The sequence below is a fragment of the Streptomyces iconiensis genome, assembly GCF_028657195.3.
Classification (GTDB): Bacteria; Actinomycetota; Actinomycetes; order Streptomycetales; family Streptomycetaceae; genus Streptomyces; species Streptomyces iconiensis.
In genome coordinates, this window is the sequence record NZ_JANCPR020000006.1 from 76,047 (window position 1) to 99,966 (window position 23,920).

Below are 23,920 nucleotides of genomic sequence, written 5' to 3' on the forward strand. Positions count from 1 at the left end.
CGCGGTGGGCGTGAGGTGGCGCGGTGGTGCGTGGTGGGGCGAGGCGGTGCGGTGACCGCGCGGTAGGTCGTACGTCTCCTTCTGCGCGTGCGCGTGCTCAGGTGCGTGCTCAGGCGCGTCGCAGTGCCACGAACGTGCGTCCGCCCGATGCCCACTGGCCCTCCGCGCGCCACCCGTAGGGCAACGCGTACCGCAACAGTGCCGCCGTTCCCACGCGTGCCCAGGAGAACGGTTCCCCGTACGCCGTCGGACGCGAGGTGTTCTGCGCGCTGTCGTCGACCACATGGACGCGGGTTCGCTCGTCCACGTCCCCGGGTGCCGTCTCGGCGAGCAACACACCATGGGGCGCCAGTACTTCGTGCGTGCGCGCCAGTAGTGCGCGGGGATCGCCGCCTATGCCGACGTTGCCGTCCAGGAGAAGGACGCTGCCCCATGTGCCCTCGCGCGGCAACGGTTCGAAGAACGAACGGCGCAGCGCGGGTCCGCCCGAGCGGACGGTGCGCCGAACGGCCTCGGGGCTGATGTCGATGCCCAGCGCGTTGCCGCCCCGGGCCTTGAGCGCGGCGACCAGGCGCCCCGGGCCGCAGCCGACATCCAGGACGGAACCCTCGCAGCGGCGCAGCGCCGACAGGTCGGCCGTATCGGCTTCCGCGCACCACCGTTCGACCTCCAGCGGCAGCAGCCAGCCGTCGGCCCTGCGCAGGAAGAGCGGGCCGCGGCCACTGCGCAGGGCCGCCGCGTAGGGCCCCGCCTCCCACGGCGCGTGCGCGGCGGTGGCGGTCATCGGACCGTGGTCCGGCGCAGGCGTTCCGCGGTCGCGGCGAACCGCCCGTGCGGGGCCTCGGCAGCCGCGAGCGGCACGTCGGCCGCCGTGTCGACGTCGCGCAGCGCGGGCAGGTCGCGGACGCGCAAGCCCGCACCGGTGAGGCGGGCCCGTTGTGCGGCACCAGTCGTGGGCGTGGACATCGGAACGCCCCGTAGCAGCGCGGGGTCGGGCGCCGCGAGGCCCAGGGCCCAGAAGCCCCCGTCGCACGCGGGCCCGAACCATGCGTCGCACGCCCGCCACGCTCCCGGACCCAGCACGGGAGCCAGCAGCTCGGGCGTGACCTGCGGGGTGTCCATGCCGAGCAGCAGCGCGGGGCCCGTGCAGGCACCGAAGGCAGCGGCGAGCCGCTCGTCCAGTCCCCCGGCGCACTGCGGCACCACCTCGAAGCCGGACGGCAGCCACGGCCCCGGTTCGCCCGCGAGGACGAGGACGCGGCGCAGCGCGGGCATGGCGCGTACGGCGTCGAGGGTGTCGCACAGCGCGGCCTCGGCCAGTTCGGCGGCCTCGTGCGGGGTGTAGGGAGGGGTGAGACGGGTCTTGGCCTTGCCGGCCACGGGCGCCTTCGCGAGGACGAGCAGCGTGGCGACGGGGGCGTCGGTCGCGGGGCTCTCCGCGGAGGCATCGGTCATGCGGCGCCTCGGGTGGGCGTCGGCTGCGGGCCTCATCGGGTGGGCGTCGGCTGCGGGCCTCATCGGGTGGGCTCCGTCGAAGGGCCGGGTACCTGCGGCTGGTTGAGGACGGCGCGCATGTCACGTACGGCGTGCCAGGTGCCGCGCCAGGTGCCGGTCACCTTCGACTTGCCGGTACGCGGGCGGTAGGGGACGTTCCGCTCCTCGATCCGCCAGCCCGCTTCGGCGGCGCTGACGACCATCTGGAGGGGGTAGCCGCTGCGCCGGTCGGTGAGGCCGAGCGCCAGCAGCCCTTCGCGCCGCGCCGCACGCAGCGGCCCCAGGTCACGGAGGCGAACTCCCGTACGGCGCCGGAGCATGCGGGCCAGTACGTGGTTGCCGGCGCGTGCGTGCACCGGCCAGGCGCCCAGGCGTTCGGGCCGCCGGCGGCCGAGTACGAGGTCGGCGCTGCCCTCGCGTACCGCCTCGGCGAACGGCAGGAGCAGCGAGGGGTCGAGGGAGGCGTCGCAGTCGCAGAAGCAGACGATGTCCGCATCGGCTGCGAGCAGCCCCGCGTGGCAGGCGGCGCCGAACCCGCGCCTTTCCTCCCGTACGACGGTCGCGCCCAGGGAACGGGCCGTCTCGGCCGAGCCGTCCGTCGAACCGTTGTCCACAACGAGCGCACGCCACCCCTGTGGGATGCGTTCCAGCACCCACGGGAGCGCCGCCTCCTCGTCCAGACAGGGCAGGACGACATCGACGGGGGGCGAGGGCGAGGGCCGGGGAGAGGGCGCGGAAGCGGAGGAGGAAGAGAGGGAGGGGGAGGAGGGGGCGGGGAGAGATGCGTGCTCGGGCGTCGGAGAGATCACGTCCTCAGGCTACGAAGAGAAAAGCCGCAATCCGGACTTCGCGTCCTTACGGAATGCGAACGTCCCGTGGAGCGAGCCGTGTTGGCGCCCGAGAGGGCCGCAGCCGCGCGTGTCCGACGCCCCGTCGCGCCGCGCGCCTTCGTTCCGCTTCGGCTCTTCCTCCGCCCCCCTCGCCTGCCTCGCCCCCTCGCGCCCTCGCCTGCCTCGCGCCTCGCAGGCCGCGTGTCTCGCGCCGCGCGCCTCGTGCCCGGTGGATCGCAGGCCGCGTGTCTCCCGTGTCTCCCGTGTCTCGCGGGCCTTACAGAACGCGGACGGTCTTCCCCTGTCTGGGCCGGTCCGTGGCCTGCGGTGCGAGGCTGGGCGGATGGAGAAGCCCTCGCTCTCGCCGCACCAGCCCTCGCCGTCCCCGCCCTCGCCGCCTCCACCCCCGCCTTCGCCGGGCCGTGTCCTGGTCGTGGACGACGACCTCACCGTCGCTGAGGTCGTCGCCGGTTACCTCGGCCGTGCCGGCTACGCCGTCGACCGTGCCGACAGCGGTCCCGCGGCGCTCGCGCTGGCCGCGGGGCACCGGCCCGACCTGGTGGTGCTGGACCTGATGCTGCCGGGCATGGACGGTTGGGAGGTCTGTCGCCGCATGCGTGCGGAAGGCCCTGTTCCGGTCATCATGCTCACCGCGCTCGGCAACGAGGACGACCGCGTCCTCGGGCTGGAGGTGGGGGCCGACGACTACGTCACCAAACCGTTCAGCCCCCGCGAACTGGTCCTGCGCGTCGGTTCGGTACTGCGCCGCAGCCGCCCGGCCGGAGGTCCTGAGCCGCAGGGCGCCCTTCTGCGCTCCGGAGGGCTCGTCGTGGACCCGGAGGCCCGGCGTGCGTTCAGGAACGGCGGGGAACTCGCGCTCACCGTAAGGGAGTTCGATCTGCTGGCGTTCCTGCTTCGGCATCCGGGACGCGCCTTCGGGCGCGAGGAGCTGATGCGGTCCGTGTGGGGCTGGGACTTCGGCGACCTGTCGACGGTCACGGTCCATGTCCGCAGGCTGCGGGCCAAGGTCGAGGACGACCCCGCAGGACCCCGGCTGATCCGGACCGTGTGGGGCGTGGGCTACCGCTTCGACGGCGCGACGAGCGAGGGCTGAGCGGCGTGCGGGAGCTTCTGCTGATCGCCCTGTTCGCTTTCCTCGGCGCTGCGGCTGCCGGGCTGCTGGGAGCGCTGGTGCTACGGGTGCTACGGCACCGTTCGCTGGTCGTGTCGATGACGATCGTCTCGGGCGTCGCCGTGACCGCCATGTTCTCGGGAACGCTCGCGGTGGCCTGGGCGATGTTCCTCTCGCGGCACGACCTCGTCGTCGTCACCACCGTCGTCGCCATGGCCGCCGTCGTCTCCCTCGTGACCGCCGTGGTGCTGGGCCGCTGGGTGGTGGCGAGCAGCAACGCGCTGACCCGCGCGGCGCGTTCGTTCGGCGAGGGCGGCAGCTTCTCGGCGCCCGGCGGCGATGTGACGGCCGAACTCGCCGCTCTCACCCGCGCGCTCGATGCGACCAGCGCCAAGCTGACCGCCTCGCGGGAGCGCGAACGGGCTCTGGAGGGCTCGCGCCGCGAACTCGTCGCCTGGATCTCCCACGACCTGCGTACCCCGCTGGCCGGGCTGCGTGCCATGGCCGAGGCACTGGAGGACGGGGTGGTGGAGGACAGGAGCCGCTATCTGCGCCAGATCCGGGGCGAGGTGGAGCGGCTGAACGCGATGGTCGGCGACCTCTTCGAACTCTCGCGCATCCACGCGGGCACGCTCACCCTGACCCCGCACCGCGTCGCGCTCGACGAACTGGTGGGCGAGGCGCTGGAAGGCGCCGACCCGCTCGCGCGGCAGCGCGGCGTGAAACTCGTCGGCGGCGCTGAAGAGGCGCTGACCGCCGCCGCCGAGGTGGAGGTCGACCCGCGCGAGATGACGCGGGTACTGGGCAACCTGCTGGTCAACGCGATCCGCCGGACACCGGCCGATGGCACTGTCGCCCTCGCGGCACGCCGTACAGAGGACGCCGTCGTGCTCTCGGTGACCGACGGCTGTGGCGGGATACCGGAGGACGACCTGCCGCGCGTCTTCGAGACCGGCTGGCGCGGCGCCCACGCGCGCACGCCCCCCGGCGCCGGGCTGGGCCTGGCCATCGTGCGGGGCATCGTGGAAGCGCACCGGGGCAGCGCCTCCGTACGCAATGTGGCGGGCGGCTGCTGCTTCGAACTGACGCTGCCGCAATAGCTGCCGCAATAGCTGCCGCAATAGCTGCCGCAATAGCTGCCGCCAGAGTCGCCGTAATAGCTGCCGCCAGAGCTGCCGCAATAGGGCTCGCTGCCCCGGCCGTCTCCGCGCGGGGGGCGGCCTCCGCTCTACAGGGGTACGGCTCTGCCAGAGGTGGCCCCCCAGAGGTGGCCCCCCAGGGGTTGCCCTTCCAGGGGGCGGCCCTTCGAGGGGGGTGATCGCCAGGTGGTTCGCTGCTCGCTCGCGGCCCTCGGCTCGCTGTCGGCGTACGCGTCAGCTGTTGACCGGGTCAGCTGGTGACCGGCGTACGCATCTCCGCGGCGGCGAACTCCCGTACGCCCTCCGGGAAGCCGGTGCGCGCACGCCACCCCAGCTCGGTGGCGATCCGCTCCGAGGAGGCCGTGATGTGCCGTACGTCCCCGAGCCGGAACTCCCCCGTCACGACAGGAGCGGGCCCGCCGCACGCCTCGGCCAGCGCGTGCGCCAACTCGCCCACGGTGTGCGGGTGACCGCTGCCCACGTTGTACGGGGTGAAGCCGCCCGGCCGGTGGCCGCCGCCCGGCTCGTGGAGCGCTTCCAGAGCGACCGCGTTCGCTTCCGCCACGTCCCGTACGTGCACGAAGTCCCGCCGCTGCGCTCCGTCCTCGAAGACGGCCGGGGACTCGCCCCGGGTGAGAGCCGAGCGGAAGAAGGCGGCCACGCCCGCGTACGGGGTGTCGCGCGGCATACCGGGTCCGTAGACGTTGTGGTAGCGCAGCGAGACGGCGCGGCCACCCGTCGCGCGCGCCCAGGAGGATGCCAGGTGCTCCTGGGCGAGCTTGGTGGTGGCATACGTGTTACGCGGATCGGCGGGCGCGTCCTCGCCCACGGCGCCCGGCGCCAACTGTGCCCCGCATACGGGGCACTCGGGTTCGAAGAGCCCGGCCCGCAGCGCCTCGACGGCGCGTGGCCCTGGACGTACGACCCCGTGGGAGGGGCACTCGTAGCGCCCCTCGCCGTAGACGACCATCGACCCGGCGAGCAGGAGCGTGCCGACGCCGGTCTCCGCCATGCCGGCCAGCAGGACGGCGGTTCCCAGGTCGTTGCAGCTGACGTAGTCGGGGGCCTCGGCGAAGTCCTTGCCGAGGCCCACCATGGCCGCCTGGTGACAGACCGCGTCCACGCCGCGCAGCGCGGCCCGTACGGTGCCGGCGTCGCGTACGTCGCCGGTCAACTGCCGTACGCCGTCGGGCGGCAAGGGCGGGCAGGGCAGCGAGGGCGGCGAGGGCGGGGAAGGCGGCCCGGCGTGCAAAGGGTGCATGGGGTGCGCGGCGTGTGCGGGGTGTTGGGGGTGTTGGGGGTGTTGGGGGTGCGCCAGGTGCCCGGCGGGATCGGCCTGCTCGGCGGGCTCGGCGGGCTCGGGGCGTTGGCGGCGTGCGGCGTGCACGGCCGGGAGCAGCGCGTCGAGGACGACGGGTTCGTGCCCGCGCTCCGTCAGAGCCGTGACGATCTGGGACCCGATGAACCCGGCACCGCCGGTGACCAGTACGCGCATGGAGGTCACGCTAGATGCGGGCCGTGCGGCTCGCGCCGCGCGACCCGCACGCGTCACCGCACCGTAAGAACCCGCCGGCGCAGCAGCCCGGCAGCGCTGATCAGCGCTGCCAGCAGCGCGGCTGCCAGGGGTACGGCGAATCCGGCGCGGTACCCGTCGAGTTGGGCAGCGGCCGAACCGGAAGCGGTCACCGCGACATTGGCCGCCGCGGCGCCCGACAGGCCGAGCGCGGCCCCGAACTGGAACGAGGTGTACAGGAGGCTGCCCGCAACCCCCTGTTCCTCCGGCCTGATGCCGTCGGTGGCCGTAATGGTGAGCGGACCGTAGGCCAGGGCGAAGGCGACGCCGATGAGAACGAGGCTCGGCAGCATCGCCAGATACGTCCAGTCGGCGCCCACGGGCAGGAACAGCGCGTAGGCGAGCGTGGCCAGCTCGAGCCCCCACACGATGACGCGCGCGCTGCCGTACCGGGCCACCAGCCGGGGCGTGAGCGTGGGGGACAGAACCGCGTCCAGCCCCGTCACCAGCATCGCCATGCTCGTCTGGAACGTGGACCAGTCGCGCAGTTCCCGCAGGTACAGCACGACGAGGAACTGGAACCCGAAGAAGCTGGCGGCGAAGAGCAGCGCGGACAGGTTGGCGCGTACGAGAGGTCCCGAGCGGAGCATGCCGAGACGGATCAGCGGCGCCGCCGTACGGCGTTCGACGGCGACGAAAGCGGCCAGGAGCGCGAGCCCGGCGGCGAGTGTGCCGACGGTTGTGAACGGGCCCGTGTGGGTGGCGCGTTCGATACCGAGTACGAGCACCACGAGCGCGGCCGTGATGAGCACGCCGCCCGCGAGGTCGAACCCGCGCCGCGCGCCCGGGACGCGGGGCGTCTTCGGTACAAGGATCAGCGCGGCGACGAGGATCAGCGCCGAGAGGCCGACGGGTGCGAAGAACACCCAGCGCCAGCCGATCGAGGTCAGCAGCCCGCCGAAGACCAGCCCCGTCGAGAACCCCGCCGCGCCCGTACCGGAGTAGATGAGCAGCGCCTTGTTGCGCCGGGGCCCCTGCTCGAACCCGGTCGTGATCAGCGAGAGTCCCGCCGGGGTCATGAACGCGGCGGCGACCCCGCTGACGAACCGCGCGACGATCAGCGTCCAGCCGTCCGTCGCGAACCCGCCGAGCCCCGAGAACGCCATGAACACCGCCAGCCAGAGCACGAACATCCTGCGCCGTCCGAACAGGTCGGCCGCACGCCCGCCGAGCAGCATGAAGCCGCCGTATCCGAGCACGTAGGCGCTCATGACCCACTGGAGCTGGCCGGTGGGCAGACCGAGGTCGGCGCGTATGGAGGGCAGCGCCACGTTCAGCATGGCGATGTCGATGCCCTCAAGGAAGATCGCGCCGCACAGGACCAGGAGCACACCCCATTCGCGGCGTTTCATTCCCATGTGGTGAACGGTGGGCGGAGTGGCGTCTGTGGGAGGAGAGAGGTGGGTTGTCACAGCTCCCACCCTCGGCGCCCGGAAGCGGGGGAACAACGGCGAAGTACGCGATGTTCGTTCAGTCAGGCTTACCGATCAGCGGCGTAGGGGCCGCGGCCGGGATGTCCAGCGACGGCGGAAAGCGATGTCGGCAGGCGGCGCTGGAAGGCGACGTCGGAAGGCGACGCCTGCGTTGGTGGTGGCCGGAGACGGTCAAGAGGCGGGATTGGGAGGCGGCCTCCGGGGACGGCGTCGGAAGGCAGCTTCGGGAGACGGCGTCGGAAGGCGGCGCTGGGTGATGTCGGGGGCGGCCTCGTGAGGCGGCCCCGGGGGCGTGGGGGAGGGAGGCTGCGGGATGGAGCGCGACGAGGTGGTGTGTTTGCTGATCCTCGCGGAGGAGCTGCACTTCGGTCGTACGGCCGAGCGCATGCGGCTCTCCCGCGCCCGCGTCAGCCAACTCGTCCAGCGCCTCGAACGCCGCGTCGGCACACCCCTGTTCGTCCGTACGAGCCGCCGCGTCGCCCTCACGGAGCTGGGCAGACAACTGCGCGACGACCTCGAACCTCACCAGCGTGCGATGGAAGCGGCGCTCGCGCGGGCCGCGGCGAGCGCGCGGCGGCCGGGCGGCGTGCTCCATGTCGGGTTCTCGGGCCCGGTGGCGGGCGAAGTGGTGATGCGAGCAGCCGACCTGCTGGCGCGCGGACACCCCGGGCTGGTGGTCGACGCCTGCGAGGTGCCGATGAGCGAGCCGTACTGCCAGCTGCGTGAGGGCGACTTCGACGTCCAGCTCGTCGAACTGCCAGCAGCGGAAGACGACTTGGACGAAGGCCCCGAACTGTTCGCCGAGGGCCGCGCACTGGCCCTGCCGTCGGGGCACCCCTTTGCCGCCCGGGAAACGGTCACCCTGGAGGACCTGGCGGACCTCGGGGGCGTCCCGCTGTTGACGGGGCGTGCGGAACTGCCGCCCGATTGCCGAGAACAGTTCGCGCCCTCCCGTACCCCATCGGGCCGCCCCATCGCGGCCGGCCCCGCCGTCACCAGCCTCCAGGAGGCGCTGGTCCTCGTCGCCGCCGGCAAGGGCGTGCTGCTGACGGGCGCCCACGCCACCACGTACTTCACCCGTCCCGGCGTCACCTACGTCCCCCTCGCCGACGCCCCACCCCTCGGCTACGGCCTCGTCCGGCGCACGGGCCACGACAGCGCGGCACTACGCGCCTTCGCGCACGCCGCCGACCGGGCGGCCCGGTCGGCCCGGTCGGCGGGGTCGGCAGGGTCGGCGAGGGCGCTGGGCTCGGCGGAAGCGGTGGGCTCGGCGGAAGCGACGGGGGGTGACTGTGTGGGGGATGCCTGTGTGGGCGGTGCCGGGCCGGAGCGGGGTGCTGTTGCGCGGCAGGCCGGGGGAAGTGGGCCCTCCTCTCCTACGGGTCAACGGTCCCCGGCGCCTGGATCGTCTCCGGCGGCCCCGGTGGCCCCGGTGGTGTAGGCGATGTAGGTGGTCCCGGTGGTGTAGGCACCGGCGCGGGTCGCCGCGCAGGCGGCCTCAACCACGCGGTCGGCTGCCGCCTCGCCCAGCGGGCTGCCCCGGCGAGCAACTGGTTGTAGAGCGGCGCCGACACGGCGCATACCACCTCGAACGGGTCGGTGTCAGCCGGAACTTCGCCGCGCTCCACGGCCTGCCGTACACGCGGCGCCCACTCCGCCACGCGCACTTCGTGGAAGCGGCGCAGCGCTTCGGCGGTCTTGGGGTCACAGGTGGCGGCGGCGATCACGGACTTTAACGGGGTGCCCTGACGGGCAACGGCGAGGGTACGCCGTTGCCGTGCAGGGTGATCCCCCAGCCGACCCCGGTTGCCCCGCCCGGTCCGCGTTCGTTGCCGGGTGCACGAGGTGCGCGTTGGTGCGAAGGTCACCGAGGAGCGTCCCGGTTTCCGTGCGCGGAAGGGATTGTTCCGCCATGTCCGTGAGCAGGTCGGCCAGGAGTGCGATGATCGTGCACCGACAGCCAGTTCGGTTCGTTCGTCGTCTTCCAAGAGTTCCGAGGAGTGAACGGAAATGGTCATGGAATACCGGCAGTTGGGCAACTCCGGCCTGAAGGTACCCGCGCTGAGCCTGGGGGCCGGCACCTTCGGTGGTCAGGGCCCCCTCTTCGGTGCCTGGGGCGACACCGACGCCCAGCAGGCACGCCGCCTGCTCGACATCGCGCTGGACGCCGGCATCACGATGTTCGACAGCGCGGACGTGTACTCCGATGGGGCCTCCGAAGAAGTGCTCGGCGAAGCGGTCAAGGGCCGCAGGGACCAGGTGCTCCTGTCCACCAAGGCGGGCCTGCCCATGGGCGAGGGCCCACACGAGGCGGGTACCTCGCGCGCCCGGCTGATCAAGGTGGTCGACGACGCGCTCCGCCGCCTCGGCACCGACTACCTCGACCTTTTCCAACTCCACGCGTACGACGCCTCGACTCCCGTCGAAGAAGTCCTCGCCACCCTCGACCAGCTCGTGCGCGCAGGAAAGATCCGCTACACCGGCGTCTCCAACTTCTCCGGCTGGCAGGTCATGAAGTCCCTCGCCACCGCCGAGAAGTACGGCTACCCCCGTTACGCCGCACACCAGGTCTACTACTCCCTCGTCGGCCGCGACTACGAGGGAGAGCTGATGCCCCTCGGGCTCGACCAGGGCGTCGGTGCCATCGTCTGGAGCCCTCTCGGCTGGGGCCGGCTCACCGGAAAGATCCGGCGCGGCACGCCCCCGCCCGCCCAGAGCCGTCTGCACGGATCCGCCATCTTTGGCCCGCCCGTCCCCGATGAACTTCTCTACCGCGTGGTCGATGCGCTGGACGAGGTCGCCGAGGAGACCGGAAGGACGGTTCCGCAGGTGGCCCTCAACTGGCTGCTCCAGCGACCCACCGTCTCCTCAGTGATCATCGGAGCGCGCAACGAGGAACAACTGCGGCAGAACATCGGCGCCCTCGGCTGGACCCTCACACCGGAACAGATCGCGACGCTCGACGTGGCCAGCGCGAAGGACGCGGCGTACCCGTACTTCGCCTACCAGCGCCAGCAGGGCTTCGTACGGCTCAACCCCTCACCTGTGCCCCTCACTTCACCGCTGGTGTAGGCACGCGCCCCATGTCCCGCCCCGCCCTCTCGGCCAGGCCGTTCTGATGGCTCTTGAAGCCGTCCACGGGCGGTTGCCGGAGGGACTGACGCGACGGCCACCGCCTCGGGAGTCACCTTGCGTGGTGCCGATCGGTCGGATGATGTCCGGCCAAGAGCCATCAGAAGCGGGCCTAGTCGCGCGGCTGTGCCTCGGTGAGGAACTCCAGCACGAGCGGGGTGGCGACATGGGCGAACTCCTCGAAGTACGCGTGCCGGGCGCCCTCCACCAGGCGCAACCGCGCGTCCGGCACACGGTCCGCGAGCAGCGGTGCGTTCGCGGTGGGGTTGAACGCGTCGTCCGTGCCATGGATCACCAGCGTGGGAGCGGTGATACAGGGCAGCGCGTCCCACGCGTCGTGCCGTGCGCTCGCGCGCAGGTGGCGGCGGCGCGCGTGGTCCGGCATCGAGGGGTCCCCCAGCGTGTGGAACGGGCCCTCGTGCCGGGCCGCCCACGCTGGCGTGTACATCAGTTCCACCAACGCGCGGTGTGCAGCGGCCTGATCAGGGTCCGTAAGGGCACGCAGCACCTCTGGCCCGCGCTCCACGCCGTGGCGAGCACCCGGCGAGGTGCAGCCCAGCACCAGCCGCTTCACGCGCCCCGGATGATCGGCCGCGATCCACTGAGCGACCCGGCCGCCCATCGACGTTCCGTACACGTGCGCGCTGGCGATTCCCGCGTGATCCAGCACCGCCATCGCGTCCCGCGCGAAACCGGGCGTGCTGTACGTATCCGTGTCCGGCCGGTCGCTCTTGCCCGTACCCCTGTAGTCCATGACGACGGTCGTGAACTCCGCCTCGAAACCGGCCCGTACAGAGTCCCACCAGTGGTGATTGTTCGCCTGCCCGCTGAGGAGGAGCAGGGGCGGGCCGGAGCCATGGGTCTCGTAGTACAGCGCGGCACCGTCGGCAGCTGTCGCGTAGGGCATGCGCTCACGCTCTCACGGTCTTTTGCCCTGTCCTGGTGGGGCCCGGGCCCCACCGGAGGGCGTGGGTGGCCACGGCAGCCGTGAACGACGCGGTGGGTCAGGCCATCGACTATTGGGCTGGGCCGGACGAGGACCGGCACCGCATCATGAACGAGTCCCAACAGGCGTGTTTCTCTTCCCTGTTCACGAGCCGCACGCTCGACCGACCGCCTCATGGGTTGCGTGCGCGATGGCTCGGTGGCGTGTGTGCTCGGCTGCCTCTTGAGGCGCGACCTCGACTGCCTCATGACGGGTGGTTCCGAGTGCGCGTGGGGCGCGTATCGGCTCGCGCTGGGCCGACTCGCTCCGCGAGGTATTGCTCGTAGGTGGTGGTGCCCGTGGCATGGGTGGGGGCGAGATTGTCGCCGGCCCGGAATCTGCGGGCAGCGGCGCCGGGGAGGGGCACGGGGAGTACGCGCTTGTGGAGGGTGGTTGTGGCGAGGTCGCGGGCGGTGTGGATCTCGGGACCTCCCATGTCGGGCACCCGGCCGGCGGGAGCGGCCATGGCGAGTTCGGCGAGGCGGGCTGCGACCTCGGTGACCTCGATGGGCTGGAAGCGGAAGCCCTGGGGGATGAGGACGCAGGGCAGACGGCGCTGGGCGGTGAAGACGCGGGCGATCAGGTCGTGGAACTGGGTGGTGCGCAGGAGGCTCCAGGGCAGTCCCGAGGTCTCGATGAGGCGCTCGGAGGCGTACTTCGCGCGGTAGTAGGAGAACGGCAATCGGTCGACGCCGACGATGGAGATGTGCACAAGATGCGGATTGCCGCCCGTGGAGCGCGCGGCTTCGACCAGGCGACGGGTCGCGCTCACCTCGTGCCGTGGACTCGTCGCGCAGTGCACGATCGTGCCCGCGCCCTCGACGGCTGAGCTGAGGCCCGCGCCGGTGGCAAGGTCACAGCGGGCCCACTCGTACGGTCGCTCGTCGTCGACGGGGCGTGGCCGGCGGCTCATCACCCGCACGGAAGCGCTCGCTTCGAGGAGGCGTTCCACGAGAGGGCGTCCCAGCGTGCCGGTCGCACCGGTCACGAGGACGGTCTCGCTGGTGGGAGGAGTGTCTGCTGGCTTACCCATCGGGTCCTCCGGGGCTGGCGGGTGGCTGGTGTATGCGTCCTTTCCCTATTGACCCGGCAGCGGGCGCGGATGTGACAGTGAGGCCAACTGCTGCTGTATATAGATCAGTTTGTCCGGATTCGCCATGACGTGCAGAGTGCTGATCCGGCCGCCGGAGACGTCCACGGCCAGCACTCCGAGGAGCTGTCCGCCCGCGAACCCGAGCAGGGCGGGTCCGCCGTTGACCACGGCGGGCGTGAGCTCGATCTGCGTGGCGAAGCGCTGCATCCCGCCCGTGAGGTACCGCGCCACCCTCGTGCGCCCGACGATGGGGCGGCGCGCTGTGCCGACCGTGCCGCCGCCGTCTGCGTACGACACCACGTCGTCGGCCAGCAGCCGTTCGAGACCGGCGAGATCACCGTCACGGGCTGCTGCCAGGAAACGGGAGAGGAGGTCGCCGCCCGGTACGGAAGAGAGCGGCCGTTCAGGTCGTTCGGGCCACTCGCGCTGTACGGCTCGCTTGCGCTGTTCCGGCCGCTCGCGCTGTTCGGCACGTTCCGTCCGTTCAGGCTGTTCCGTCCGCTCGGTCCGCTCGGTCCGTCCCGTCCGTCCCGGTCGACCGGGCTGTTCGGTTCGATCGGGCCTTTCGGCCACGTCGTCGCCCTCGGAGACCGTACGTTTCGCGCGCCTGTAGAGCTGCCGTGAGTGCGGCTCGGTGACGCCGAGCACGTCGGCGACCTCTCGGTGTGCGTAACCGAATGCCTCGCGCAGGACGAACACCGCCCGCTCGGGCGGCGTGAGCCGTTCCAGGAGCACAAGCAGTGCGAGCGAGATCGCGTCGCGCTGTTCGGCCACCTCCACGGGGTCGGCCGACGGGCCGGAGGGGGAGGTTCCGACGCGGGTGAGGACCGGTTCCGGCAGCCACTGGCCCACGTACCGTTCGCGGCGTACGCGTGCCGAACTGAGCTGGTTCAGGCAGAGATTCGTGACCGCCTTGGTGAGCCATGCAGCCGGTGAGACAACCGCCGCGCGGTCCGTGCCACGCCAGCGCAGATACGTCTCCTGTACGACGTCCTCCGCCTCGCTCGCCGTCCCCAGCATCCGGTAGGCGACCCCGAACAGAGTGCTCCGCCACTCCTCGAACACGGCTGCCCCGTCCGGGTCGGAACCCGTTCCCTGTCGCATGTTCTCAGTTCACCACGCGGTTTGGCGCGTGCCTCCTGGGCCTCCGCACCGTTACGTCTCACGGCGGCCGGAGCCGGGTGGTTCACGGCGTCCCGGAGAGCCGGGCGGTCCAGGGGACCGGACAGCACCGAACGGGACGTCGCGTGGCCGGCAAGTAGTCGAGCGGACGGCAAGTAGTCGAGCGGACGGCAAGTAGGAGTGACGAGGAGCGTGGCAGTGACCAGGAGCATGACCAGGAACGCGGGCCGAGCCCTGCCCCGTACGGCGGTCACGGCGGCGCTCGCCGCCGTGGTGCTCGGCGGCGGCCCGGCGGCGAGCGCCGCAGGCGCCGAGCCCCCTGGTGACGGCGGCTGGAAGGGCGAAGGGCTCAGCCTCGACGCGGAGCAGAACAGAGCCGCCGACACGTATCTCGCGCGGGCGCGCGCTGCTGAGCGTTCCATCAGCCCGCAGGTGCGCGCAGCCGCGCGGCGCAGCGGCGCCGAACTCGTCGGCTTCGATCACCGCCTGAAGTCCGCCGACTCCCTCAAGCGGAAGGTCGCCGGTTCGCTTCGGGAGGCCCCGGGGCAGACCGCCGAGGAGGCACTGGCCCGGTTGAACGACTCGATCCGGTACACGCTTCAGTGGGAGGACGCGCGGTACACATGGGGCGTCGCCTCCGCGTCGTCGACTCTGGCCGACTGGGGCAACGACTCTCTCAAGTGGTCAAACACCTGGTCCCGCGAGCGCGCCTACAAGGGCATCAATTCCGCCTGGCGCTCGCCCCGTTCGGGGCACCCGTTCGAGGTCCAGTTCCACACCCCAGCGAGCAAGCGCGCGCAGGAAACGACCCACAAGTTGTACGAAGAACAGCGGCTTCCCGGCACGCCCCCCGACCGTGTCCGTGACCTCCAGGCCCAGCAGGGCGCGGTCTTCGCCGCCGTACCGGTGCCGGAGGGCGCCAGGGAACTGCGGGCTCCGGCTACGCGGGTGCCGACGGCGCGAGCTACGGGTACGCGGCCCCCGGGTACGCGGGTACCGCAGGCCGAGCGTTCGGAGCGCCTCGTACAGCCGGTGTAGTTCGCTCAGCCCGCTCGTCCCTTACAGCCCGCACAGCATGTGCGCTGGGGCCGGTGCACGGGGTCGCCTGTGGGCCTACGCCTCGCGGTCCGACGCACCATGACCCTTCGCCCCACGCTTCGGCCGGCATCGAAGCGTGGGGCGCCTACTGTCCGGCGCATGAGCCGCACCCACACACTCGATCGCTACGAGGACGTATACGCAGCCCTCTCCGACCCGTGTCTCGTACCGCCGCTCCCCTCCCCTGCCTCCCCTGCCTCCCCTGCTTCCCCGACTTCCGCTGTTTCCCCGGCTTTCCCTGCCTCCTCTGAGGGGGCGCATGGCCCGGCGTCCGTGTCGCCCATCGCCTCTTCTGTGGTGTCCTCCTCTGCCGAGCGTCCCGTCGAGCCGCTGGATGGAGGCCCACCGTGGGGTGTGGCGTGGCTGCGGGGCGCCGTAGTCCGGTTCGCGAGTGGGGACACGCATGCGCGGCGACGCGCGTTGGCGGAGAGGGAGTTGGCCCGGCTGGACCCCGAACGTATGCGCGGAGCAGCCGCCAAAGCGGCGGCCAGTACACCGGACCGCTGCGAACCGTCCGCGTACGACGATCGCGGCCTGGTGGTCCGCACGCTCGCCGGTGCGTTGGGCCTGCGGCAGCCCGAGGCGGTCGTGTCGGCCGTGACGACCATTGCCCGCGCGTACTTCGGCGGCTCCGATGCGCACGCCGACGCGGCTGTGAACTGGTTGATGGGGCAGCTACTGGTCGCCGACACCCAGGAACGGGCGCCAGGGGTGGGCGAGTCCCGGGTACGGGAGTTCGCAGTATCGGAGCCCGCGGCACGGGCATGCGGGGCGCCAGCGTCCGGGATACGGGCGCCCGGCGTGCGGGGCCCGGGGCCGGGGGAGCTTGAGGTGGCGGCGGGGCGGATCTGCCTCCTCGTACAAGCCTGTGACGCTACGGCCACGCTACTTGCGCACGCGCGCAACGCCCTTCCGGGCTGCGGCGGTGACTTCGCGGCTCTCTTGGACCGCACCCTCCGGTACGACCCACCCGTACGGTTTCTGCGCCGCATCGCGGTGCGTGCCACCCGTGTCGAGGGCACGGACATCGCGGAAGGCGACTACGTGCACCTCGATATCGTCGCCGCCAACGCCGATGGCGACCCTGTAGTCGACAGCGACGCGTTTGCCGCTGTCAGCACGGCCCCGGAGCACTCACACCTGTCCTTCTCCGCAGGTCCGCACCGCTGTCCCGCCGCCGCACACGCCCTCGCGCTGGCTGAGGGCGTGCTCAGCGGACATTCCGTGCGGGCTGCACACCTGATCGAGGAGCGCCGATGAACCCCCTGGCAACCCCGTTCGCAGCCCTGCACCGTGCCCAGAACGCGCCGCTTGTCCTGCCCAACGCGTGGGACCACGGCTCGGCGACGGCACTGTACGCGCGCGGATTCGCGGCGATCGGCACGAGCAGCCTCGGGGTCGCGGCAGCCGCCGGGCTGCCGGACGGTGCAGCGGAGACACGGGAGTTGACGGTGGGGCTGGCGTGGGCGCTGGGGCGGGGCGGGAAGGCGCCGTTCCTCCTGTCAGTGGACGCTGAGGGTGGTTTCAGCGACGACCCGTCCGAGGTGGCTGCCCTGGCGACGGAGTTGGCCGCTGCCGGTGCCGTCGGCATCAACCTGGAGGACGGCCGCACCGACGGCACGCTCACCTCAGCCGACGCGCACGCCGCGAAGATCGCGGCGGTCAAAGAAGCCTGCCCGGACCTCTTCGTGAACGCGCGTACCGACACCCACTGGCTCGGTACCGAGGTGAACCGCACGGTGCAGCGCCTCCTCACCTATGAACAGGCGGGCGCCGACGGGGCCTTCGCGCCGGCCCTCACGGACACGACAGGCGTCCGGGCCCTTACGGAAACTCTCACCGTCCCCCTCAACCTCCTCTACAGCCCGGCACTTCCCGATCTTCGCGCGCTCGCCGCACTGGGCGTGCGCAGGCTGAGCCTCGGCTCTCTCCCGTACCGCCAGGCACTCACGGCCGCAGCGGACACCGCGGCAGCCGTCCGCGACGGCCACGACGTCCCGGTTCCGTCCTTCACCTACGCGCAGGTGCAGGGCTTCATCCGTACGGGTTCTGTGCGGGCCTGAACCGGGCCTCATCCGGTGTCGTCCTGGACCGAGGTCGTGCGCGGTCCAGGACCGAGACCCGGGCCCGGGCCGCCGTACGGGCTCCAGGCCCTCGTCCGGTGCGTTCCCGCCCCCGGATACGCATGGGCAGCCGCAGCCCCGTTCCCTTCAGCCGGCTGAAGGGAACGAAGGGAACACAGCCTCCTGGGCCATGTCGACGGCGGCCAGAAGCGCACCGTTGAGGACGCCGTCGTCGCCGTAGCTGCTGGCCCGTACCTCGGTACGCAGGGGCGTCACCTCTGCCAGCTGCCGCTCGACGCGGGCTGCGAGCGGGGCTCCGCCCGCGTGGCCGAGCGCGCCACCCAGCACGAGGCAACCGGGGTCGAGCACAGCCGTGACGGCTGCGGCGCCCAGCATGATGCGCGTGGCGAGCGCGTCAAGAAACGCCGCCTCCGGTCCGGGCCCCTCCCCTGAACCGACCCCCTCTCCGCGCCCGCCTCCTTCAACGGCCGCGCGTAGGGCCTGTTCAGCGCCGAGTGCCGGGTCCATGCCGTGCTCGGCGGCGAGCTGCCGCACGGCGGCGTCGCAGACCAGCGAGTGGAAGCCGCTCTCACACGTGGCAGCCGAAGGCAGCGCTTCGGCACCGGGTACCGGCAGGAAGCCGATCTCGCCCGCGCCGCCCGAGGCGCCACTGCGCAGCGCCCCGTCGAGAATCACCGCCGCGCCAGGTCCCTCGCCCAGCCAGAAGAACACGAAGGAGTCACGGTCGCGCGCTGCGCCTGCCCGCAGTTCGGCGAGGGCCGCGAGGTTGCTCTCGTTCTCGGTCCTGACGGCCGCGCTCAACCGGTCCTGGAGCAGCGCGATCAGTTCGCGGTGCCAGTCGAGCCCCGTCGCGGTGCGGAGGCGGGCCGTCCGGGGGTCGATGAGACCCGGCACGCCGACGGCGACGCTGTGCAGGCGTTCGACTCCGGCCTCGGCCGCTGCATGGTCGAGCAGCTCGGCGGTGCCTCGTACGGCTTCCTCGGGCGGGGCTGCCGGGTCGACGAGCAGCTGGGCTTCGGCGAGTTGGGTACCGAGGAGATCGGCGACGCGTACGCGTACTCCGTCCGTTCGCATATCCAGGGCTGCCAGGTGCGCACGGTCGGCAACGATGCCGTACAGCCGTGCGTTCGGCCCGCGTCGCCTGGCCTCCGACTCACCGGCGGGTGCGATAAGGCCGGCGGCGGCGAGCCGCTGGATGAGGTCGGCGACGGTGGGGCGCGCGAGGCCCGTGAGGGTGGTGAGCTGGCTCGCGGAGAGCGGCCCCCGCTCCTGGAGCAGCTTCAGCGCGAGGCGGTCGTTCATGGCCCGGGCGGTGCTCGGTGAAGCGGGTGGCATGCGGGGATCCTCTCAGAATTACCTTTCAGGAAGGGTCCCTAATAATTTACGGTACAGCTGCGCACGCGGGCCTGCGGCGTGCCAACTGGCCGGAGGGAAACGGAAGATGACAGCAAGTAGTGCGTCGATGGGTGGCGGGGCCCCGGCGGGCGACATACGCGGGCTACGGCGTGCTCGGTTCGCCGTAGCCGCCGTCTTCTGCGTGCACGGCGCTGTGACAGGCAGCTTCGCCACCCGCGTCCCCTGGATCCAGGAGCACGCGGGCGTATCTGCAGGCCAGTTGGGGCTCGCACTCGCGTTCCCTGCCATCGGCGGCTCACTGGCGATGCCCATGGCGGGGGCGGTCAGTCACCGTTTCGGAGCGCGGCCCGCGCTGCGCGTCCTCCTTGCACTGTGGACGCTCGCGCTGGTGCTCCCGGCCCTCGCGCCGAGCCTGCTCACCCTGTGCTTCGCCCTCTTCGTCTACGGCGCGACGGCGGGCATGTCCGACGTCGTCATGAACGCGCTCGGCGTCGAGACCGAACGCCGCCTCCACCGTTCGATCATGTCGGGACTGCACGGAATGTGGAGCATCGGAGCACTGATCGGCTCCGTCGGCGGTACCGTCGCCGCGCACCTGGGCGCCGACGCGCGCCTCCACCACACCATCGCCGCGCTGGTCCTCACCACGCTCGGGCTACTCGCCTGCCGGTCTGTTCTCGACGTGCGCACCGAACCGGAAGCAGAACCTCCGCCTCGCTTCGCGCTGCCGCCCAAGTCGGCGGTGCTCATCGGCGGTGTCGCTTTCTGTGCGGTCTTCGCCGAGGGCGCCAGCCTCGACTGGTCGGCCGTCTACTTGCGCGACATCCTTGGCACGTCACCCGGCCTCGCCGCCGCAACCACAACAGCTTTCGCGCTGACCATGGCCGTCGCGCGGCTGGCGGGTGACGCGATCGTCGACCGGTTCGGCGCCGTGCGTACCGTGCGTTTCGGTGGCCTACTGGCCGCCGCTGGCGGGGCGTTGGTGGTCACGGCACCCATTCCTGCCCTCGCGCTGACGGGTTTCGGCCTGATCGGTCTCGGTATCGCGGTCGTCGTCCCCCTCGCCTTCGCCGCCGCGGCCCGTTCCGGCAAGGCCCCGGCCCAGGCCATCGCGGGCGTCGCCACCATCACGTACACGGCAGGTCTCATCGCCCCCCCCCTCGTCGGCGGCATCGCCGATCTCACGTCCCTCACCCTCTCGTTCACCGTCGTCACCCTCCTCACCTGCGGCCTCACAGCAGGCGCCGGCCTGCTGCGCCCGGCACCCGCCGGGGACGTCGCTGTTCCGGGTGACGCGGCCATTCCCGGGGAGGCCGCCGCCTCGGGGGAACGGTCGGCTTGACCGCAACGGTCGCTTGAACCGCAACAGTCGGACGCCGGCCGGGCGCCCCGCTCGCCAGGACCCCTTAACGTCACCTGCACGAGAGCCGCCGGGGAGGCAGGAAGCCGGTGCGGCAGAATCCCTGTGCAGCAGAAACCCTGTGCAGGAGGAGCGCTGGGCAGGGGGAGCGCTGGGCAGTAGAGGTCCCGTGCGGGAGGAGTCTTGTAGAGGAGAAGTCCCGTACAGGAGGTAGTCCGGTAGAGCCGGTGTGGAGGAAGCCCGATAGCAGGAAGCAACGGAAGTCGGTGCGTCGGGAACCCGGCAAAGGGACGTCCCGGGCCGCGGGACGGAAGGAAACCGGCAAGGTCGCCTCCGGGGCAGCGGGGCGGAAGGAAACCGGCAAGGGGGCCTCCGTGGCACCGGGACGGAGGGAAACCGGCTACGCGCGGGAGGAGTTCGTCCACCATGCGGATCGAAGACGTACTACGCAGGCCCACCACGCCGCTCACGGCGACGCCCTACCCGCTGCGGGTCCCGCGCTTCATCGACAGGGAGTACTTCAACGTCGTCTATCGCACCGACCCCGACGCTCTCCGCGCGGCCGTCCCCGAGCCGCTGCTGACCGGCGAACCTCTGGTGCGATTCGAGGTGATGCGCATGGGCGACGTCGACGGTTACGGCTCCTACACCGAGTGCGGCCAGGTGCTGCACGCCTCCTACGAGGGGGAGGAGGGCGAGTACCTCCACGCGATGTACCTGGACAACGTCGGCGCCATCCTCGCCGGACGCGAGTGGGACGCCTACCCCAAGTCCATCGGCTCGCCAAGGCTGTTCGCCGAGGCCAGCGCGCTGATCGGAACCCTCGACTACGGTTCGCAGCGCGTGGCGACGGCGACGATGCCCTACAAGCACGAGCCCATGGACCCCGCGCGCGCCGAACGGCTCCTCACCGCACCGACGTTCGCGCTCAATGTCGTTCCCGGCTACGACAAAGGGTTGCGCGCCTGTGACCTGGTGCGCACCCAGATCACCGACCTCACGGTCAAGCAGGCATGGCAGGGCCCCGCCCGCCTCCAACTGTTCGAACACGTGATGGCCCCGCTCGCCGATCTGCCCGTGCTGGAAGTGATCGAGGCCAGCCACATCCTCACGGACCTGACGCTCGCCCCCTTCACTCCGGTGTACGACTACCTAGCCTGAGGGGCGAGCGCCTACGCGTGCCGCGCCCCAGCTCGCCTCGCTTGCCCTTCCGGTCCTTCCGGTCCTTCCGGTCCTTCCGGTCCTTCCGGGTCTTTCCGAGGCAGTGCGTTCCGCTCGCGTTGTGCCGTCTATGTCTCGTTCGCACCGTGTCGTGACCGTCCCGGTCGTATTGCGTCGCATTCCATGCGTATGCGTGCACGTCACATACCAAGCCACCGCCATCCCCTCACTCTCTGGAGCAGAGGAGTATCTACCGCCATGGATCCCGTCCTCTCTGATTCTGTCCTCCCCGCGCATGACTCCCGCCCCGTCGCCGTGGTCGGTGCCGGCACTCTGGGGCGCCGTATCGCGCTCATGTTGGCGTCCCGGGGCGGCACCGTCCGTATCCATGACCCCTCGGCCGCACAACGCGACGCGGCGGAGGAGTACGTGCGCCAGACACTTCCGGGGGTGGTCGCCGCGCGCGAAGGCGCCTCACCCGGGGCGGTCCGTACGACCGGTGATCTGGCCTCCGCTTTAGCCGACGCGTGGCTGGTCATTGAGGCCGTGCCGGAGGAACTGGGCCTGAAACGCCGGGTCTTCGGCGACCTGGACCGCCTATCGCCCCCGGACGCGGTGCTGGCCAGCAACTCGTCCTCGTTCGCCAGCCGCTTGCTCATCGATCACGTCACCCGCCCCCAACGGGTCATGAACGCCCACTTCTACATGCCCCCCGAGCAGAACGTTGTCGAGATCATGACCTGCGGCCACACACGTCGCGCCCTCCTCGACCATCTCCTCACCGTCCTTCCCAGCTACGGCCTTCATCCTTTCGAGGCTCGTCAGGAGAGCACCGGCTTCATCAACAACCGGATCTGGGCAGCCATCAAACGAGAAGCGCTCCAGGTCGTCGCCGACGGTGTCGCCACGGCTCAGGAGGTCGACCGCCTCATCGAGCTGAACACCGGGGCGCCTGGCCCCTTTCGAGCGATGGATGCCATCGGCCTCGATGTCGTCCTGGCCATCGAGAACCACTACGCCAGCCAGAATCCGCACCTCCCCAGCTCGCCCCGCACCCTCCTCCACACCTATGTGGACATGGGGCATCTCGGCGTGAAGACGGGACGCGGCTTCTACGACGACTACCCCAACCCTTGATCACTCCGGTCTCTCACCGCCCCCGTCCCCCTGTCACACCGGAGCGGCCTCGCGGGTCAGCCCTATGACATGCCGTGGACGGAGGGGGACCTGAGCAATGGAAGAAAACGAATCTCTGGCGAAACGCTTCGAGGAACACCGTGGCCGCCTGCACGCCGTGGCCTATCGCCTGCTCGGGTCGTCGGGGGAGGCAGAGGACGCGGTGCAGGAAGGCTGGCTCCGGTTGAGCGGCGCTGACACCGACGAGGTGGAGAACCTGAGCGGATGGCTCACGACGGTCGTCGGCCGGATCTCCCTCAACATGCTGCGCGCGCGTGACACGCGCCGCGAAGACCCCTGGGGCACCCACGGGCCGGATGCCGACGTACCGCATGAGGACGGCGCGGGGCCCGAGGACCATGCGGTGCTCACCGACTCGATCGGTGTGGCGCTGCTGGTGGTTCTCGACACCCTTACTCCCGCTGAGCGTCTCGTGTTCGTGCTGCACGACCTCTTCTCCGTTCCTTTCGACAGCATCGCGCCCATCGTGGAGCGCTCCACGGTCGCCACCCGGCAGTTGGCCAGCCGGGCACGCCGCCGCCTACGCGGCGCGTCACGCGACTCCCCTATCGAGTCGGCCCGCCAGCGAAAGGTGGTGGAAGCCTTCCTCGCGGCCTCCCGCGGCGGCGACTTCACCTCCTTGCTCACCTTGCTCGACCCGGACGTCGTGCTTCGCATCGACGGCGCCGCCGCCAGCACGGGCGCACAGGGTGCGCGCGGTGCGACCGCCGTCGCCAACGTGTTCGCCGGCCGAGCCAAGGCAGCACGGCCCGCGTACATCGACGGCAAGGTCGGGCTGGTCTGGTCAGCTGACGGACGGCCCCGCGTCGTCTTCGGCTTCACCCTCACCGGAGAAAGGATCGCCGCGATAGACATGCGTGCCGACCCCGGCCACCTCAGCGAACTGAGCCTTGAACTCATCACCACCCCTGACCCGTGACCCCTGACCTCCGACCGTCACAGGGAATTGCGGACGGGGGACCGCCACTAGGAATTGCGGGCGGACGGGCGGACGGGCGCGGCGACTGCGGTCGCCGGCACGGCGGTAGCGGGGAAGGGATAGCGGGACCGGCGGTATCGGGAGGGGAGGGGTAGGGGTAGGGGGCCAGGCAGGGCCGGGGCGTGCTTAGTTGAGCTGGGCTAAGCAGTGGGGAGGCTGGGGCCTTGGCGTGTGGCGTGTGGTGGGTGACGTGGGGGGCGGGGACTGGGCACCGCGCCTCGCAACGGCGGGGTACTTCCCGCACCGTCCGGTGGGGCGGGGAAGCGCCGGTCGCCGCTGCTCCGCAGGGGCGCCCTCCCCTACCTTGCGACGCACGGCATCGGACCTCGCTCTCCGATCCAGCCTGATCCAAATGAGAGACCCCAGCGTGGGCCGGAGGGCAGGGAGCACCCAACTCTGAGGGCCCGAGGCCGGTCGGGCTGGGGCACCCCGGCTGCCGGGGGTGCCGGGGTGGGAGTTCGTGAGCTATTCGAGGGCTTGGTGAGCAGTGGGCCCCCAACTCGCCCGTGCCGGTGAGCGTTTGGCCTTGGCCGCCTTGGCCGCCTTGGCCGCCTTGGCCGCCTTGGCCGCCTTGGCCGCCTTGGCCGCTTGGACCGCATGGGTCTCCTGAGCCCCTTGGGCCGCTTGCACCGCCTGGGCCAAGTGGGCCGCTTGCACTGCCTGGGCCGAGCGGGCAGCGGTGCTGCGACGCCGTAGGCTTGCCATGCCTCGGCGGTCAGTTGGCTCTCAGGTTTTGGAGGGCCGCCGAGGCC

The 23,920-nt window shown here is 71.4% G+C and carries 21 protein-coding genes and 1 pseudogene; 11 read left to right on the forward strand and 11 right to left on the reverse strand.

The features are described from left to right. Positions 1–109: 109 nt before the first annotated feature. The 3 genes from NMN56_RS07630 to NMN56_RS07640 are packed head-to-tail and all read right to left on the reverse strand — an operon-like array spanning position 110 to position 2,183. The gene (locus tag NMN56_RS07630; RefSeq protein WP_274044455.1) at positions 110–784 is read right to left on the reverse strand and encodes a class I SAM-dependent methyltransferase; all 675 of its coding nucleotides are present in this window, start codon (positions 782–784) and stop codon (positions 110–112) included. Beyond that, positions 781–1,455 (reverse strand): TIGR04282 family arsenosugar biosynthesis glycosyltransferase, encoded by a 675-nt coding sequence (locus NMN56_RS07635; RefSeq protein ID WP_274044454.1) that lies wholly within the window; start codon positions 1,453–1,455, stop codon positions 781–783. The genes NMN56_RS07630 and NMN56_RS07635 overlap by 4 nt, the downstream gene beginning before the upstream one ends. 59 nt (positions 1,456–1,514) lie before the next feature. After that, positions 1,515–2,183 (reverse strand): glycosyltransferase family 2 protein, encoded by a 669-nt coding sequence (locus NMN56_RS07640; protein WP_274044549.1) that lies wholly within the window; start codon positions 2,181–2,183, stop codon positions 1,515–1,517. Between the two features lie 484 nt (positions 2,184–2,667). Between NMN56_RS07640 and NMN56_RS07645 the strand changes: the two genes are divergently transcribed. After that, complete coding sequence (locus NMN56_RS07645; protein ID WP_274044453.1) at positions 2,668–3,438, forward strand: response regulator transcription factor; 771 nt, start codon at positions 2,668–2,670, stop codon at positions 3,436–3,438. A 5-nt stretch (positions 3,439–3,443) separates the two neighbouring features. Beyond that, a complete protein-coding gene (locus NMN56_RS07650) occupies positions 3,444–4,556 on the forward strand; it encodes a sensor histidine kinase (protein WP_274044451.1) in 1,113 nt (370 codons plus the stop codon). Positions 4,557–4,845: 289 nt separating this feature from the next. Here the strand turns inward: NMN56_RS07650 and NMN56_RS07655 are convergent, their stop codons facing one another. Together NMN56_RS07655 and NMN56_RS07660 are read right to left on the reverse strand one after the other, a co-directional pair. Further along, the gene (locus NMN56_RS07655; RefSeq protein ID WP_274044450.1) at positions 4,846–6,090 is read right to left on the reverse strand and encodes an NAD-dependent epimerase/dehydratase family protein; all 1,245 of its coding nucleotides are present in this window, start codon (positions 6,088–6,090) and stop codon (positions 4,846–4,848) included. Between the two features lie 53 nt (positions 6,091–6,143). Then, positions 6,144–7,520, reverse strand: a complete 1,377-nt coding sequence (locus NMN56_RS07660) for an MFS transporter (protein WP_274044548.1) — start codon at positions 7,518–7,520, stop codon at positions 6,144–6,146. 394 nt (positions 7,521–7,914) lie between these two features. Here NMN56_RS07660 and NMN56_RS07665 point away from each other — a divergent pair, with 394 nt between their 5' ends. Further along, positions 7,915–9,042 (forward strand): LysR family transcriptional regulator, encoded by a 1,128-nt coding sequence (locus NMN56_RS07665; protein WP_283742478.1) that lies wholly within the window; start codon positions 7,915–7,917, stop codon positions 9,040–9,042. On the opposite strand, the pseudogene NMN56_RS07670 reads toward NMN56_RS07665, so the two are convergent. Then, positions 8,985–9,551: pseudogene (locus NMN56_RS07670) on the reverse strand (TetR-like C-terminal domain-containing protein); the annotation flags it as partial. The gene NMN56_RS07665 and the pseudogene NMN56_RS07670 sit on opposite strands and share 58 nt — an antisense overlap. Positions 9,552–9,617: 66 nt before the next feature. Here NMN56_RS07670 and NMN56_RS07675 point away from each other — a divergent pair. Beyond that, complete coding sequence (locus NMN56_RS07675) at positions 9,618–10,673, forward strand: aldo/keto reductase (RefSeq protein WP_274044547.1); 1,056 nt, start codon at positions 9,618–9,620, stop codon at positions 10,671–10,673. A gap of 172 nt (positions 10,674–10,845) precedes the next feature. Here the strand turns inward: NMN56_RS07675 and NMN56_RS07680 are convergent, their stop codons facing one another. The 3 genes from NMN56_RS07680 to NMN56_RS07690 all read right to left on the reverse strand — a co-directional run bounded on the left by NMN56_RS07680 (position 10,846) and on the right by NMN56_RS07690 (position 13,915). Continuing rightward, entirely contained in the window at positions 10,846–11,640 is a 795-nt protein-coding gene (locus NMN56_RS07680; protein WP_274044448.1) for an alpha/beta fold hydrolase, read from the reverse strand. Between the two features lie 283 nt (positions 11,641–11,923). Next, positions 11,924–12,751, reverse strand: coding sequence for an SDR family oxidoreductase (locus tag NMN56_RS07685; RefSeq protein WP_274044447.1), 828 nt, complete (start codon positions 12,749–12,751; stop codon positions 11,924–11,926). Positions 12,752–12,796: 45 nt separating this feature from the next. Continuing rightward, positions 12,797–13,915: a sigma-70 family RNA polymerase sigma factor gene (locus NMN56_RS07690; protein ID WP_274044446.1), complete on the reverse strand. Its 1,119-nt coding sequence runs from the start codon at positions 13,913–13,915 to the stop codon at positions 12,797–12,799. A gap of 228 nt (positions 13,916–14,143) precedes the next feature. On the opposite strand from NMN56_RS07690, the gene NMN56_RS07695 reads away from it, so the two are divergent. The 3 genes from NMN56_RS07695 to NMN56_RS07705 all read left to right on the forward strand — a co-directional run bounded on the left by NMN56_RS07695 (position 14,144) and on the right by NMN56_RS07705 (position 17,094). Further along, the gene (locus NMN56_RS07695; protein WP_274044546.1) at positions 14,144–14,971 is read left to right on the forward strand and encodes an ATP nucleotide 3'-pyrophosphokinase; all 828 of its coding nucleotides are present in this window, start codon (positions 14,144–14,146) and stop codon (positions 14,969–14,971) included. A 519-nt stretch (positions 14,972–15,490) separates the two neighbouring features. After that, positions 15,491–16,291 (forward strand): hypothetical protein, encoded by an 801-nt coding sequence (locus NMN56_RS07700; protein ID WP_280842798.1) that lies wholly within the window; start codon positions 15,491–15,493, stop codon positions 16,289–16,291. After that, the gene (locus tag NMN56_RS07705; protein WP_274044444.1) at positions 16,288–17,094 is read left to right on the forward strand and encodes an isocitrate lyase/PEP mutase family protein; all 807 of its coding nucleotides are present in this window, start codon (positions 16,288–16,290) and stop codon (positions 17,092–17,094) included. The genes NMN56_RS07700 and NMN56_RS07705 overlap by 4 nt, the downstream gene beginning before the upstream one ends. 147 nt (positions 17,095–17,241) lie before the next feature. Here the strand turns inward: NMN56_RS07705 and NMN56_RS07710 are convergent, their stop codons facing one another. Continuing rightward, positions 17,242–18,450 carry an ROK family transcriptional regulator gene (locus NMN56_RS07710; RefSeq protein WP_274044443.1) on the reverse strand — a complete coding sequence of 403 codons (1,209 nt, stop codon included), beginning with the start codon at positions 18,448–18,450 and terminating at the stop codon, positions 17,242–17,244. A 106-nt stretch (positions 18,451–18,556) separates the two neighbouring features. Between NMN56_RS07710 and NMN56_RS07715 the strand changes: the two genes are divergently transcribed. From NMN56_RS07715 to NMN56_RS07730, 4 genes are all read left to right on the forward strand, one after another. Next, positions 18,557–19,813, forward strand: coding sequence for an MFS transporter (locus tag NMN56_RS07715; protein WP_430542495.1), 1,257 nt, complete (start codon positions 18,557–18,559; stop codon positions 19,811–19,813). A 444-nt stretch (positions 19,814–20,257) separates the two neighbouring features. Next, positions 20,258–20,992 carry an acetoacetate decarboxylase gene (locus tag NMN56_RS07720; protein WP_274044442.1) on the forward strand — a complete coding sequence of 245 codons (735 nt, stop codon included), beginning with the start codon at positions 20,258–20,260 and terminating at the stop codon, positions 20,990–20,992. A 258-nt stretch (positions 20,993–21,250) separates the two neighbouring features. Further along, complete coding sequence (locus tag NMN56_RS07725) at positions 21,251–22,129, forward strand: 3-hydroxyacyl-CoA dehydrogenase family protein (RefSeq protein ID WP_274044441.1); 879 nt, start codon at positions 21,251–21,253, stop codon at positions 22,127–22,129. Positions 22,130–22,226: 97 nt separating this feature from the next. After that, entirely contained in the window at positions 22,227–23,108 is an 882-nt protein-coding gene (locus tag NMN56_RS07730; RefSeq protein ID WP_274044440.1) for a sigma-70 family RNA polymerase sigma factor, read from the forward strand. Between the two features lie 525 nt (positions 23,109–23,633). On the opposite strand, the gene NMN56_RS07735 is transcribed toward NMN56_RS07730, so the two are convergent. Beyond that, positions 23,634–23,810, reverse strand: a complete 177-nt coding sequence (locus NMN56_RS07735) for a hypothetical protein (protein WP_280842797.1) — start codon at positions 23,808–23,810, stop codon at positions 23,634–23,636. Positions 23,811–23,920 lie beyond the last annotated feature (110 nt).

What these genes read in the sequence shown, in the direction of transcription:
- NMN56_RS07635 (WP_274044454.1), bottom strand. Translation starts at nt 1,455, where the DNA reads ATGACCGATGCCTCCGCGGAGAGCCCCGCGACCGACGCCCCCGTCGCC.
- NMN56_RS07705 (WP_274044444.1), top strand. Translation starts at nt 16,288, where the DNA reads ATGAACCCCCTGGCAACCCCGTTCGCAGCCCTGCACCGTGCCCAGAAC.
- NMN56_RS07700 (WP_280842798.1), top strand. Translation starts at nt 15,491, where the DNA reads ATGCGCGGAGCAGCCGCCAAAGCGGCGGCCAGTACACCGGACCGCTGC.
- NMN56_RS07685 (WP_274044447.1), bottom strand. Translation starts at nt 12,751, where the DNA reads ATGGGTAAGCCAGCAGACACTCCTCCCACCAGCGAGACCGTCCTCGTG.
- NMN56_RS07690 (WP_274044446.1), bottom strand. Translation starts at nt 13,915, where the DNA reads ATGCGACAGGGAACGGGTTCCGACCCGGACGGGGCAGCCGTGTTCGAG.
- NMN56_RS07660 (WP_274044548.1), bottom strand. Translation starts at nt 7,520, where the DNA reads ATGAAACGCCGCGAATGGGGTGTGCTCCTGGTCCTGTGCGGCGCGATC.
- NMN56_RS07655 (WP_274044450.1), bottom strand. Translation starts at nt 6,090, where the DNA reads ATGCGCGTACTGGTCACCGGCGGTGCCGGGTTCATCGGGTCCCAGATC.
- NMN56_RS07730 (WP_274044440.1), top strand. Translation starts at nt 22,227, where the DNA reads ATGGAAGAAAACGAATCTCTGGCGAAACGCTTCGAGGAACACCGTGGC.
- NMN56_RS07645 (WP_274044453.1), top strand. Translation starts at nt 2,668, where the DNA reads ATGGAGAAGCCCTCGCTCTCGCCGCACCAGCCCTCGCCGTCCCCGCCC.
- NMN56_RS07695 (WP_274044546.1), top strand. Translation starts at nt 14,144, where the DNA reads ATGACCAGGAACGCGGGCCGAGCCCTGCCCCGTACGGCGGTCACGGCG.
- NMN56_RS07710 (WP_274044443.1), bottom strand. Translation starts at nt 18,450, where the DNA reads ATGCCACCCGCTTCACCGAGCACCGCCCGGGCCATGAACGACCGCCTC.
- NMN56_RS07715 (WP_430542495.1), top strand. Translation starts at nt 18,557, where the DNA reads ATGACAGCAAGTAGTGCGTCGATGGGTGGCGGGGCCCCGGCGGGCGAC.
- NMN56_RS07725 (WP_274044441.1), top strand. Translation starts at nt 21,251, where the DNA reads ATGGATCCCGTCCTCTCTGATTCTGTCCTCCCCGCGCATGACTCCCGC.
- NMN56_RS07680 (WP_274044448.1), bottom strand. Translation starts at nt 11,640, where the DNA reads ATGCCCTACGCGACAGCTGCCGACGGTGCCGCGCTGTACTACGAGACC.
- NMN56_RS07630 (WP_274044455.1), bottom strand. Translation starts at nt 784, where the DNA reads ATGACCGCCACCGCCGCGCACGCGCCGTGGGAGGCGGGGCCCTACGCG.
- NMN56_RS07720 (WP_274044442.1), top strand. Translation starts at nt 20,258, where the DNA reads ATGCGGATCGAAGACGTACTACGCAGGCCCACCACGCCGCTCACGGCG.
- NMN56_RS07675 (WP_274044547.1), top strand. Translation starts at nt 9,618, where the DNA reads ATGGAATACCGGCAGTTGGGCAACTCCGGCCTGAAGGTACCCGCGCTG.
- NMN56_RS07665 (WP_283742478.1), top strand. Translation starts at nt 7,915, where the DNA reads ATGGAGCGCGACGAGGTGGTGTGTTTGCTGATCCTCGCGGAGGAGCTG.